The sequence below is a fragment of the Roseinatronobacter monicus genome, assembly GCF_006716865.1.
Taxonomy (GTDB): Bacteria; Pseudomonadota; Alphaproteobacteria; order Rhodobacterales; family Rhodobacteraceae; genus Roseinatronobacter; species Roseinatronobacter monicus.
In genome coordinates this window covers 1,820,648-1,833,575 of sequence record NZ_VFPT01000001.1, presented here as the reverse complement: position 1 = coordinate 1,833,575, position 12,928 = coordinate 1,820,648, and the positions used below count along the sequence as shown (strand labels likewise).

The 12,928-nt window shown below is 59.9% G+C and carries 12 protein-coding genes and 1 tRNA gene; 12 read left to right on the top strand and 1 reads right to left on the bottom strand.

All coding sequences use genetic code 11. The features are described 5' to 3' along the window. Positions 1-117 precede the first annotated feature (117 nt). On the top strand, positions 118-372 hold the full coding sequence (locus BD293_RS08685) for an accessory factor UbiK family protein (RefSeq protein ID WP_142080892.1): 255 nt from the start codon (positions 118-120) through the stop codon (positions 370-372). Between the two features lie 46 nt (positions 373-418). Here the strand turns inward: BD293_RS08685 and BD293_RS08680 are convergent, their stop codons facing one another. After that, a complete protein-coding gene (locus tag BD293_RS08680; RefSeq protein ID WP_142080890.1) occupies positions 419-2,287 on the bottom strand; it encodes a hypothetical protein in 1,869 nt (622 codons plus the stop codon). 147 nt (positions 2,288-2,434) lie between these two features. On the opposite strand from BD293_RS08680, the gene BD293_RS08675 reads away from it, so the two are divergent. The 11 genes from BD293_RS08675 (at position 2,435) to rplA (ending at position 12,863) form a co-directional block, all read left to right on the top strand. Beyond that, a complete protein-coding gene (locus tag BD293_RS08675; RefSeq protein ID WP_142080888.1) occupies positions 2,435-4,738 on the top strand; it encodes a DNA topoisomerase IV subunit A in 2,304 nt (767 codons plus the stop codon). Positions 4,739-4,819: 81 nt separating this feature from the next. Further along, positions 4,820-5,440, top strand: a complete 621-nt coding sequence (locus BD293_RS08670) for a hypothetical protein (RefSeq protein ID WP_142080886.1) — start codon at positions 4,820-4,822, stop codon at positions 5,438-5,440. Positions 5,441-5,628: 188 nt separating this feature from the next. Then, positions 5,629-6,804, top strand: a complete 1,176-nt coding sequence (tuf, locus tag BD293_RS08665; protein WP_142080884.1) for an elongation factor Tu — start codon at positions 5,629-5,631, stop codon at positions 6,802-6,804. A gap of 73 nt (positions 6,805-6,877) precedes the next feature. Continuing rightward, a complete protein-coding gene (locus BD293_RS08660) occupies positions 6,878-8,728 on the top strand; it encodes an ABC transporter ATP-binding protein (RefSeq protein WP_142080882.1) in 1,851 nt (616 codons plus the stop codon). A gap of 184 nt (positions 8,729-8,912) precedes the next feature. Next, positions 8,913-9,584 carry a CatB-related O-acetyltransferase gene (locus BD293_RS08655; RefSeq protein ID WP_142080880.1) on the top strand — a complete coding sequence of 224 codons (672 nt, stop codon included), beginning with the start codon at positions 8,913-8,915 and terminating at the stop codon, positions 9,582-9,584. Between the two features lie 51 nt (positions 9,585-9,635). Further along, a tRNA-Trp gene (locus tag BD293_RS08650) sits at positions 9,636-9,711 on the top strand. After that, positions 9,684-10,592, top strand: a complete 909-nt coding sequence (locus BD293_RS08645) for a hypothetical protein (RefSeq protein WP_142080879.1) — start codon at positions 9,684-9,686, stop codon at positions 10,590-10,592. Before BD293_RS08650 ends, BD293_RS08645 begins: the two co-directional genes overlap by 28 nt. Before the next feature lie 90 nt (positions 10,593-10,682). Beyond that, positions 10,683-10,880, top strand: a complete 198-nt coding sequence (secE, locus tag BD293_RS08640) for a preprotein translocase subunit SecE (RefSeq protein WP_142080877.1) — start codon at positions 10,683-10,685, stop codon at positions 10,878-10,880. A 182-nt stretch (positions 10,881-11,062) separates the two neighbouring features. Beyond that, complete coding sequence (gene nusG, locus BD293_RS08635; RefSeq protein WP_142080875.1) at positions 11,063-11,596, top strand: transcription termination/antitermination protein NusG; 534 nt, start codon at positions 11,063-11,065, stop codon at positions 11,594-11,596. A 111-nt stretch (positions 11,597-11,707) separates the two neighbouring features. Beyond that, entirely contained in the window at positions 11,708-12,160 is a 453-nt protein-coding gene (rplK, locus tag BD293_RS08630) for a 50S ribosomal protein L11 (RefSeq protein ID WP_142080873.1), read from the top strand. A 4-nt stretch (positions 12,161-12,164) separates the two neighbouring features. Beyond that, positions 12,165-12,863 carry a 50S ribosomal protein L1 gene (gene rplA, locus BD293_RS08625; protein WP_142080871.1) on the top strand — a complete coding sequence of 233 codons (699 nt, stop codon included), beginning with the start codon at positions 12,165-12,167 and terminating at the stop codon, positions 12,861-12,863. Positions 12,864-12,928 lie beyond the last annotated feature (65 nt).

The window sequence follows — 12,928 nt, the reverse complement described above, 5'->3', positions numbered from 1 at the left end:
CGTGCCTACGGCTTATACTGGTTGCGACTGTCTGGCGCGGGCGGGCAGGGGAAGTCAACCTTGAGTTTGGCGCACTCAGGTCACATATAGGGGTAAGTTCAACCACCGAGGTGCCCGATGCAGACCCGTAACCGTTTATTGGATGATGTCTCGCAACTGATGACAAATGCTATGGGCGTCGCCCAGGGCGCGCGGACAGAGGCCGAGACTGCCATGAAAAGCCTGATGGATCGCTGGCTTGCCGACCGCGATTTCGTCACGCGCGAGGAATTTGATGCCGTGCGCGCCATGGCCCAGAAAGCCCGCGAAGAGAATGAGGCGCTCAAAGCGCGCCTTGCCGCCCTCGAAGCGCGCGGCGACAGCACAACCTGACTTGCGGGCCGGAGAGGCGCTGAGCGCCTGTCCGGCCATTTCAGGTTCAGCTGTCGCGCAACATATCTCGCAATGTGTCTTCGATCTCGGTTTGCCGGGTTTCGGCCTCGTCACGTGCGGTGCGGGCCTGTTCGATTTCGCGCTCAATCACATCCACACGGGTGCGGCGCTCGCGCGTGGCGGGGCTGTCATCGCCAAGCTGCACAATCAACCCGACGAGACGTTCCTGATCCTCGATCAGTTGCGCTTCCAGCGCGCGCTGGCGTGTGATCTCGCGGCGCAGGTCGGCCTGTTGCGCGCGCAAGGTCTGTATTTCCTCTAGCATTGCGCGCAATTCCGGGTCGGGCAGGCGTGTGGACCAAAATGCCAGCGCGTCACTGTCCAGATCCAGCAATGCGACACGGGTGCTGGTTATGCGCTGCTCGACCACGTCTTGCGTCACGATTTCACCTGCGGGCACATCAACAAGAAAGCGTGTATCGTCAAACCCGGTTTCGCCGCCGCTTGTCTGCATGTCCCAGCCATGCCGCAGCGGGTGAGAAATGGTCATCGCGCGGTCGGCATCGGGCGCGCCCTCAACGCGGTAGCTGGTGCGCCGTTCCTGACGTTCTTCGACCACCAGCACGCCGTCCACCATCCGGCCGGATTGCACGACCTGTGTCTCGTCTTCGCTCTCTTGCACCTGCATGGCGGTGTCGCGGGCAAATTCGATCACTTCATGCGCACCGGGGGCCAGTTCCGGGATCATCGCATCGCCGGCATGGCCGCGCCCCTCCTCGTATAAGGTAACGACGCCCGCTGGCAGGCGCAGCGGCAAGGGGTTTTCAAACGCGATGGCGATGGACGGGTGCGTTGCCCCGGACCCGCCACGATAGAGCGTCAGGCGCGCATCTTCTAAGGTTTCGCGCAAAAAAGGCAGCGAGATCATGTCGCCCGCCCGGAGCGTGACGGGCGTGGACAGGGTGAAGCGTGAAAAGCTGTCGCCATCATCCATGCTGACCGGTGCGATATCCATCGCCGAGTCGAACGCCATGCCGCGCGCCATGGGCGCACTTTCCATCATCGCGGGTGCCATGGTCGTATCGGCCAGTTTGCGCGCAGCGTCCAGACGGTCATACAACTGCGCCTGCAAGGCTTGCACTGCACCTGTGGCAAGGGTCACTTCGACTGCGTCCCAGTCCTGACCTGTTGTATTCTCGATCACGGCCCAAGCGGTCAGCTCCAGCCCGCCTGCGCCATCTTCGGCCCGCCATGCGGTTTTCCAGACAGGGGCAGGTTGCAGCCAGCCAAGGCCAATCTCGCGCGGCGAAGTCTCGGTGCTGGTCAGGCTGACATCGAGCATCAGGGCGCGGCCCGCGTCACGCAGTGCGGCGATGCCGCGCGCAACTGCGTCCTGATCGGTGGTGTCACTGAAGTGCAGCTCGGTCGCGTCATCCAGCAGGATCTGGCGAATCTCGCGCCCGCTGCCCAGTACCGCAACTGCGATGCACCCGCGCTGGTGCTCTTGGGCGCACGGCACCTCTCGTGTGCCCATCAGATCGCCGGAAACACTTATGCCGCGCCGTTCTGCGGTGACGGGTGCGCCGATCATTGCATCCACCAGTTGGCGCAGATCTTTCAGCGCGTCGGGGCTGAAGGGCAGGGCGGCGAACACATCCTCAACCCCGCCCGGCCCGGTCATCGACAGCATGGGCACGCCGCCGGATGGATCGGACAGGCGCAGCGATTTCAGGAAATCGTCAATATCGGCACGACGGATAGGCAGGCGGACCCCGTCGCGGCTCAATTCCGCCTGTGCCTCGATCATCACAAGCCCGGCGGTCGACAAGGTGACGGCCTGCACCTCTGGCCGCTGGTCCGCAAATGCAGGAGCGGCGATTGCCCCCAAAACGAAGCCGATGGACACGATACGCATGAACAGACCCTCCAGGTCGGGTAAAGATGTGTCGCCAAATCTAGGCGCGACATCATGACGCCTTCAAGCGGCAAGTTTTTGGGCATCGTAACTTTGCCGTGTTGTTGGGGCTGGACGCGAGGCATTGCTTGGGGGTATTGCAGGAAAATGGCACAAGATGATGACGCGCTTCCCGATCTGACCGCCCCAGTGGCCGAACCCCTGCGCCGTGCGCTTGGGTCGCGCTATCTGCAATATGCACTCTCGACCATCATGCACCGTGCACTGCCGGATGCCCGCGACGGGCTAAAGCCTGTGCACCGGCGTATTCTGTTCGCCATGCGCGAATTGAAGCTGGCCTCGAACGGGGGGTTTCGCAAATCGGCCAAGATCACGGGCGATGTGATGGGCAATTATCACCCGCATGGTGATTCTGCGATTTACGACGCCATGGCGCGGCTGGCGCAAGATTTCAACGTGCGCTATCCGCTGGTCGACGGGCAAGGCAATTTCGGCAATATCGATGGCGACAACCCCGCCGCCGCCCGCTACACCGAGGCCCGCATGACCGCCGCCGCCGAGGCGCTGCTGGAAGGGCTGGCCGAGAATTCGGTCGATTTCCGCCCCAATTACGACGGCACGCTGGAAGAACCGATTGTTCTGCCTGCTGCCTTTCCCAACCTGCTGGCGAATGGGGCCAGTGGCATTGCGGTTGGCATGGCCACCAATATTCCGCCGCATAATCTGGACGAGCTTGTCGAGGGTTGTCTGGCGCTGATCGGCACGCCCGATCTGCCAGAGGAAGATTTGATTAAACTCATTCCCGGCCCCGATTTCCCGACAGGCGGGGTGGTGGTGGAGCCGCGCGAGTCGATTCTCAATGCCTATAAAACAGGGCGCGGGTCGTTTCGGCTGCGTGCCCGCTGGCAGGTCGAGGACCTGGGGCGTGGTCAATGGCAGGTCATTGTCACCGAAATTCCGTTTCAGGTGCCCAAATCGCGCCTGATCGAAAAACTGGCCGAGGTGATCCAGACCCGCAAAGTGCCCCTTCTGGCAGATATCCGCGACGAATCGGCGGATGATGTGCGAATCGTTCTGGAACCCAAAAGCCGCAGCGTTGACCCTGAATTGATGATGGGCATGTTGTTCAAGAATTCCGATCTGGAAACGCGTTTCAGCCTGAACATGAATGTGCTGGTTGATGGTGTGACGCCGCGTGTCTGCGGGCTGCGCGAGGTGCTGCACGCTTTTCTGGACCACCGGCGCGAGGTTCTGACACGGCGCAGCCAGCACCGGCTGGACAAGATCGACCACCGGCTGGAAGTGCTGGAAGGGTTCATCATCGCCTTCCTCAACCTTGACCGGGTAATCGACATTATCCGCTATGACGAGGCCCCGCGCGCGGCGCTGATGCGCGAGCAGTGGGGCCGCGCGTTTGTGCGCGCCGTCTCCGAGGCCGATTACGTCTCGCCTCCGCCCAGCGAGGGGGAGCTGTCAGAGCTACAGGCCGAAGCGATCCTGAACATGCGCCTGCGCAGCTTGCGGCGTCTGGAAGAGTTGGAGTTGAAGCGCGAGCGCGACGAGTTGCTGAAGGAACGCGCCGCACTAGAGGATCTGCTGGCCTCGGACCGGTTGCAATGGAAACGCATCAGCACCGAGTTGCGCGATGTGCAGGCCAAATTCGGCAAGGCCACTGATCTGGGCCGTCGGCGCACTGATTTTGCCGAAGCGGGCGTCGTCGAGGATGTACCTCTGGAGGCGATGATCGAGCGTGAGCCGATCACGGTTGTCTGCTCGAAAATGGGCTGGATACGGGCCATGAAAGGGCATGTCGCCCTAGATCAGGCGTTCAAGTTCAAGGACGGCGACGAGGGGCGCTTTGCCCTTCACGCCGAAACCACAGATAAAATTGTGATCTTTGGCTCTAACGGCAGGTTCTACACGCTGATGGGCGTCAATCTGCCCGGCGGGCGCGGTATGGGAGAGCCTGTGCGCCTGATGATCGATCTGCCCAATGAGGCGGAAATCTTGGACATTTTCACCCATAGGCCGGATTTGAAGCTGGTTGTCGCCTCCTCCAGCGGGGATGGGTTCATTGTGCCCGCGGATGAGATTATCGCCCAGACCCGCTCTGGCAGGCAGGTGCTGAACCTCAAGGAAGGGGTGCGCGCGCATGTCTGCCGCCGCGTTGAGGGGGATCATCTGGCTGTGGTGGGCGAGAACCGCAAGCTGCTGATTTTCGCGCTGGACGAACTGCCCGAGATGGCGCGCGGCAAGGGCGTCAGGTTGCAATCCTACAAGGATGGCGGCCTGTCCGATCTGCGCACGATCACACTTGCTGAGGGGCTGTCGTGGAAAGACCCTGCAGGGCGTACGCGTCTGGAAACGGATCTTGCCGAATGGCAGGGCAAACGCGCCAGCGCAGGCCGCATGGCCCCGCGCGGCTTTCCCCGCGACAATCGGTTCAACTAGAGGGCGGGACGCTTTCGGGCGTGATTTGCCTCTTGCGCGATGATCAGTTAGCAATGCGGTGTATCAACTCGGAGATTGCAGATGGTTGCTGTAACTGTTCCGCGCCCGATCAAGGCGCTTTTGGTGGCTTTCACCGTCTCGGCCTGCGCCAGCGGGGCGGAATTGAGAGATGAGCGCGCAGAATTGGGGGATTTCTTCCTCAGCCATGCGATTGTCGTTGCAGATGACGCCACGCCCTTGCCCGGCTCGCGCCCCGCAGAAGCGGATGAATGGGAAGAGACGATTGTCTCGGAAATGCGCCGCAGACTGGGGCGCTATGATGGCGACAAGCTTTATCATATCGGAGTCAATGTTCAGGCTTATATGATCGCCCCACCGGGCATTCCGCTGGTGCTGTCGCCTCGCTCGGCATTGGGGGTCACAGTTGATTTGTGGGATGATGCCGCGGGCGAGAAGCTGAATGCGCGGCCTCACCGGATCATTGTCGGCGAAGCGATTTCAGGCGAAACCATTGTCGGCTCTGGCAACACCCAGACGCGCGAGCAGCAGATGCAGAACCTTGCGGAAAACGTTGTTTTGTCTATCGAAAACTGGCTCGCGTCCAATTCCGACTGGTTCCCACCAAAGCCTGAAAGCACAGAGTCAGAGGGTATCAATGCCGAAGCCGCAGCAGAGTTGGTTGAAACCGGAGATGCCAGTTAGCGCCGATGGGGTTTGCGGCAACGACGCGGCCCCAGCGGTTATAGCAATCTGAGCAGTTTGCCCAAAACCCGGCACCTTGTCATTTCCTGACGAAACCGTGCTTGATTTTCCGGGCCAAGCTGAGTAAGTGGCCCGCGTGTCTTTTCGGGTCACACTGACGTGGCCCAGCAACAAAGGGTGCCGAAACCATGGCAAAGCAAAAGTTTGAACGCAATAAACCGCACGTGAATATCGGGACGATTGGTCACGTGGACCACGGCAAGACAACGCTGACAGCGGCGATCACCAAGTATTTCGGCGATTTCCGGGCCTATGATCAGATTGATGGCGCCCCCGAAGAGAAAGCACGCGGTATCACGATTTCGACTGCGCATGTCGAATATGAAACCGATGCGCGCCACTATGCGCATGTCGATTGCCCCGGCCACGCCGATTATGTGAAAAACATGATCACCGGTGCGGCGCAGATGGATGGTGCTATTCTGGTTGTGAACGCCGCCGATGGCCCCATGCCGCAAACACGCGAGCACATCCTGCTGGGCCGTCAGGTCGGCATTCCGTTCATGGTTGTCTACATGAACAAGGTCGATCAGGTGGATGACGAAGAGCTGCTGGAACTGGTCGAAATGGAGATCCGCGAGCTGCTGACCTCCTACGACTATCCCGGCGACGATATCCCTATCATCAAAGGCTCTGCTCTGGCAGCGATGGAAGGCCGCGATCCCGAGATCGGCGAAAACTCGATCAAGGCGCTTCTGGCTGCGGTTGACGAATACATCCCCACGCCTGAGCGTGCGGTTGACCAGCCCTTCCTGATGCCGATCGAGGATGTGTTCTCGATTTCCGGTCGCGGCACAGTTGTGACCGGCCGTGTGGAGCGTGGCGTGATCAATGTGGGCGACGCGATTGAAATCGTTGGTATCCGCGACACCAAGACCACGACCTGTACCGGTGTGGAAATGTTCCGCAAGCTGCTGGATCGCGGGGAAGCGGGCGACAATATCGGCGCATTGCTGCGCGGGATTGGCCGTGAAGATGTCGAGCGTGGTCAAGTTCTGTGCAAACCGAAATCGGTTCAGCCCCACACCAAGTTCGAAGCCGAAGCCTATATTCTGACCAAGGAAGAAGGCGGTCGTCACACACCGTTCTTTGCGAACTATCGTCCGCAATTCTACTTCCGCACGACAGATGTGACCGGCACGGTTCAACTGCCCGAAGGCACTGAGATGGTGATGCCCGGCGACAACCTGAAATTCACGGTTGAGCTGATCGCCCCCATCGCGATGGAAGAGAAGCTGCGTTTCGCCATCCGCGAAGGCGGCCGCACCGTCGGCGCTGGCGTTGTGTCGAAAATCATCCAGTAATCAAGCCTTTACGCCTTGATCTTGCAAGGGGCGTGCAGGCATTGCGCGCCCTTTTTCTATGGTCGAGGCCAACATGAATAAACTATTCTCGCGTTTCGAGGCGCAGATAGACGCCTATCCTGCGGCACTGCCCACCCAGCCCCCCACCACGCTTTCGGGTTTTTGCCTGCATTTCGCGCGCCCGTTGCTGCCATGGCTGTTTGCCATGTCGGGCCTGTCGGTGATGTTTGCCATCATCGAGATTATTCTGATCGGCTATCTGGGCCGGCTGGTCAATCGCATGTCCGAATTGGGACCAGAGCGCTTTATGGCTGAAGAACTCGGCCGATTGATGGGCATGGCGGGGCTGCAACTGATCGCGTTGCCCATCATTTCGGTGATTGGGGCGCTGGTTATGTATCAGGCCATCATGGGCAATTTCCCCCAGCGCATCCGCTGGCAGGCGCATCGCTGGATATTGGGCCAGTCGATGGGCTATTTTCAGGATGAATTTGCCGGGCGCATTGCCACACGCTTGATGCAAACCGCGATTTCGGTGCGCGAAGTGGTGATGAAGCTGATGGATGTCGCTGTCTATATCAGCGCATATTTCATTGGCACATTGTGGCTGGCAGCGACGCAGGATGCGCGGCTTGCCTTGCCCTTTTTGCTGTGGTCGTTCGCCTATGGCGCGCTGTTGTGGGTCATCGTGCCGCGTCTGGGCCGTGTGTCGCAGGAGCAGGCGGATGCCCGCGCGAATATGACCGGGCGGATTGTCGACAGCTACACCAATATCGCCACAGTCAAATTGTTCAGCCATTCTGCGCGCGAGGAAAGCTATGCCCGCGCAGGGCTGGACGGGTTCTTGCAGACGGTTTACCGCCAGATGCGGCTGGTGGCCTTGCAGGATATCGGGGTCAATCTGATCAATGCGGTGCTGACAGCCTCGGTCACGGGGCTGGGCCTGTGGCTGTGGTTGCAGGGGCGTGTCGATCTGGGGGCGCTTGCGGTGGCCATTCCGCTGGCACTGCGTCTGGGCAACATGTCGCATTGGATCATGTGGGAATTTGCCGCGCTGTTCGAGAATATCGGCACTGTGCGCGACGGAGTCTCGACACTGTCCTTGCCGCGCCAGATCAACGACGCGCCCGGTGCACTGCCGCTTGAGGCCAAATCGGGCGCTGTGGAGTTCAAGGCCGTGACCTTTCGCTATGAAGGGGCCGCGATCAAGAAACCCGCTGTGCTGGATGGCTTGTCGCTGAGTATTGCGCCGGGCGAGAAGGTGGGGCTGGTCGGGCGCTCTGGCGCAGGCAAATCGACATTGGTGAACCTGCTCTTGCGCTTTTACGAGGTTGATCAGGGCCGGATCGAGATTGATGGACAGGACATCTCGAAGGTTACGCAAGAAAGCTTGCGTGCGGCCATCGGGGTTGTGACGCAGGACACAGCCCTTTTGCACCGCTCGGTGCGTGACAATATCGCCTATGGTCGGCCCGAAGCGAGCGAGGCTGAAATCTGGGCCGCCGCCGACATGGCCGAGGCGCGTGATTTCATCGAGGATCTGGCCGATGCACAAGGCCGGCGCGGGCTTGAGGCCCATGTTGGCGAGCGTGGCGTAAAGCTGTCGGGTGGACAACGCCAGCGCATCGCGATTGCGCGGGTTGCGCTGAAGGACGCGCCGATCCTGATTCTGGATGAGGCGACATCCGCCCTCGACAGCGAGGTCGAGGCCGCCATTCAGGCACAACTGACCCATCTGATGCAGGGCAAGACCGTCATTGCGATTGCACACCGCTTGTCGACGATTGCCGCGATGGACCGGTTGGTGGTGATGGATCAGGGCCTGATCATCGAGCAGGGTCGGCATGAAGACCTGCTGGCACAAGGCGGGCTATATGCACGGCTGTGGGCGCGGCAATCGGGCGGGTTCCTGATTGAGGGGTAAGATTGACGGGTGGCGCCTGAGCTGAACAGGCGCCACCTGCCGGGCCTGTCGCGTTGGTTTTACCTCGGTTTGGAATTGCGCGCGCGGCACATCTCTGGCAGAAATCTGGCACCTGTCAGAACCTGCAAGACGGGATTTATGGCTGTGCAATGCGGTGCAGGTCCAGCCCAATCTGGAGTTCTTGATGCCCCCGAATTTTCCGGCCCCCTCAATCGTGTATCCGATCATTCTGGCAGATGGCAGTCCGCATAGGGACACAGTTTTCCTGCGCGCCGTGATTGACCATCCGCGCTGGGAAATCGGCGCGTATACCTATGCGAGTTCCGAGTCTGCGCCACAGGACTGGGCACGGTATCTGGCCCCTTATCTGCACCCGTTTTCGCCCGAGCGGCTGATCATCGGGCGGTTTTGTCAGATCGCCGACAGTGTGCGCATTATCACCGCATCGGCCAATCACCGCTATGACGGGTTCTCCAGCTATCCATTCGCCATTTTTCACCGTGAGTTCGAGGGCGACTCGTCCATGCCTGTGTCGGGGCGCGACACGATCATCGGCAATGATGTCTGGATCGGGCAGGGCGCGCGCATTCTTCCGGGCGCTGAAATTGGTGACGGGGTGATCATTGGCGCGGGGGCTGTCGTGGGCGGGCGTGTTGCACCCTATCAGATCATGACCGGCAACCCCGCCCAGCCTTTGCGCGTGCGCTTCGCGCCGGATGTGATTGCCCAACTTCTGACGATTCGGTGGTGGGACTGGCCGATTGCGCATATCATGCGCTATCAGGCAGCGATTTGCGGCGCTGATCTGGACGCACTTGCTGCGGCAGCGGCAGAATTGTCGGGAGGGGAGGCGTGATTTCCCTCTTGATCTTGGGCAGGCGCTGTCATAACCCTGCGCCCACGGACTAGGGGTATAGCTCAGTTGGTAGAGCATCGGTCTCCAAAACCGAGGGTCGTGGGTTCGAGTCCCTCTGCCCCTGCCAGTCCGCCGGCGGTCACGATTCATATCGGGGCACACAAGACCGCAAGCACACATCTGCAAAAGGCACTTCTGGCGCATCGTGACGAGCTTGCCGCGATGGGGTGTCGCTATATCGGGCCTGATACGCTGCGCAAGCGACACGCGTATCCGGCACCCCGCAAGGCCGAACATCGCGCACCCGCAAACCCGCATACCTTGCTTCAGGCGCTGGCGACGGCCCACAGGGCAGGCCAACGTGTCGTCTTGTCGGACGAGAATATTCTGGGTCGTCCACGCCCCCCTTTTATCGCAGAGGGATCGCAGCTTTATCCGCAAGCTGCCCCACGCATCGCGCACCTGATTTCAAGCCTCGGCTTGCAAAATGTCACACTTGCGCTTTGCCTGCGCGACCCGCTTGGGTTTCTGATCTCGGCGCATGGGCATCAGGCGCTGGCAGGACATCCGGTTTGCTTCGACGCGTTTGTGGATGGCATTGACCCGCTTGCCTTGCGTTGGCCTGAATTGATATCGCGCCTGCTGGGGTGTGCAGGTGTTTCGCATATATTGCTGTGGCGCTATGAGGCGTATCCGGAAATCGCACCTGTTCTGGCCGAGCAACTGCTTGGGGATGCGCGTGCGTGTGCGTGGCTGGGCGCTGACGGGCCGCGCCTGTTGGGAATCTCGGCGCAGGCTTGGCAACAGGCAAGGGCGCTGATTGCCGAAGATCCGGCGCGCGATCCGAAAAAGACGGTCAAACAGCAGATACGAAAATTTCCGAAATCTGCGCAATACCCGCCGCTACAGCCGTTTTCTTCCGCGCTGGTTGCGCAGTCGCGTAGCCAGTATGACAGCGACTGGAAACAACTCGCCCTCTGGCCCCGTGTCACATGTCTGACCCTGTGACATCGGCATAGCTGCAACAGACACCGAAAAGCGACTTGAAACCGGGGCAGGGGCTGCGTATGTCGACCACTAAGCAAAAGGATTAGTCGCATGGCCAAGACCAACCCCTTCCAGTTCATGCAGCAAGTGCGCGCAGAGGCCGCAAAGGTCACGTGGCCTACACGGCGCGAAGTGCTGGTAACAACCGTCATGGTGTTTATCATGGCAGCCCTTACGGCTGTTTTCTTCTTTTTAGTCGACCTTACGATCCGTACAGGACTTGGTGGACTTCTGGGAATGTTCAATTAGCATCCGGCGGACAGGCGGCAGGGCTTGAAAACCCCCCGCTCTGCCTGTAATGGACTGCTCAAAGCGCACCGACTCGGTGCGCTGTTTGTTTTGACCTTCTGACAGGAAAGATCGTCAGTATTTGACGAAAACCTGACAGGCCGGTGCAGTTCGCATCGGAGAAGAGCAGAAAGATGGGGAACATGGCCAAGCGCTGGTATTCGGTAAGCGTTCTGTCGAATTTCGAAAAGAAAGTGGCCGAGGCCATTCGCACCGCCGTAGCAGAGGCGGGGCTGGAAGAGCAGATTGAAGAAGTTCTGGTGCCTACGGAAGAAGTGCTTGAGGTGCGCCGCGGCAAAAAAGTAACCTCCGAGCGCCGCTTCATGCCCGGTTATGTGCTGGTGCGCATGGAGATGAGCGCGAAAGCCTATCACCTGATCAATTCCATCAATCGCGTCACAGGTTTTCTGGGCACCCAAGGCAAGCCCATGCCGATGCGCGATGAAGAAGTGAACCTGATCCTGAACCGCGTTCAGGAAGGCGAAGAAGCGCCGCGCACGCTGATCCATTTTGAGGTCGGCGAGCAGGTCAAGGTAAATGACGGGCCATTCGAGGGGTTCTCGGGGCTGGTCGAAGAAGTAGACGAGGCCAGCAGCCGCCTGAAGGTGATGGTCTCGATTTTTGGCCGGGCTACCCCGGTCGATCTGGAATTCACACAGGTGTCGAAAGACATCTGATGTGATGTGCGTGGGAGGCTGGCTGGGCGCGCCCGGACCATGCCTGACCACTAAACCGCAACAGCCCCTTGCACGCGTGCGATCGGGGTGAGGTGAAAAAGGAGAGGCCAGATGGCCAAGAAAGTTATCGGGCAGCTAAAGCTGCAAATTCCGGCGGGTAAAGCGACCCCGTCCCCACCTGTTGGCCCGGCCTTGGGTCAGCGCGGCATCAATATCATGATGTTCACCAAGGAATTCAACGCACGCACGGCCGAGCTGGAGCCAGGCGCGCCGATTCCGACGGTGATTACGTATTATCAGGACAAGTCCTTTACGATGGACCTGAAAACACCACCTGCATCGTGGTATCTGAAGCGCGCGGCAGGCCTGAAACCTGTGGGCAAGCGCAACCGGGCGCGTGGCTCGGAAGCCCCGGGGCGCAGCATGGCTGGCTCTGTCACCACCAAACAGGTGCGCGAAATCGCCGAGGCCAAAATGCGTGACCTCAATGCAAACTCCATCGAAGGCGCCATGCAGATCATTGCTGGTTCGGCCAAGTCGATCGGTCTCGAGGTGAAAGGCTAAGGTCATGGCAAAAGTTGGAAAACGGATAAAAGCCGCCCGCGAAGCCTATGTGGGCAAGCAGAACCTGACAGTCGAAGACGCGCTGGAACTGGTGAAAGCCAATGCAACCGCGAAATTTGACGAGACAATCGAGATTGCAATGAACCTGGGCGTTGACCCGCGCCATGCAGACCAGATGGTCCGCGGTGTGGTGATCCTGCCCAACGGGACAGGCAAGACCGTCCGCGTTGCAGTCTTTGCACGCGGCCCCAAAGCGGATGAAGCCAAGGCGGCAGGGGCTGACATTGTCGGTGCCGAAGACCTGATGGAAACCATCCAGTCCGGCAAGATCGAGTTCGACCGTTGCATCGCAACGCCGGACATGATGCCGGTTGTGGGGCGTTTGGGCAAGATTCTTGGCCCACGCAACCTGATGCCAAACCCGAAGGTCGGCACTGTGACGATGGATGTCGCAGAAGCCGTGAAAAGCGCCAAAGGTGGTCAGGTACAGTTCAAAGCCGAGAAAGCCGGGATTGTGCATGCCGGGATAGGCAAAGCATCGTTTGATGCGGCCAAACTGGCACAAAACCTGCGCGCTTTCGTCGATGCCGTCGCCAAGGCCAAGCCGACAGGGGCAAAAGGCGCTTATATGAAGGGCGTTTCTGTCAGCTCTTCCATGGGCCCCGGTGTCACAGTCGATGTGACCAGCGCGACACAAGGTTAAGTGTAACAAAATTGAAAAAAGGGCGGCGAGAGCCGCCCTTTTTGCGTGATGGGGAAGGGTTAGGG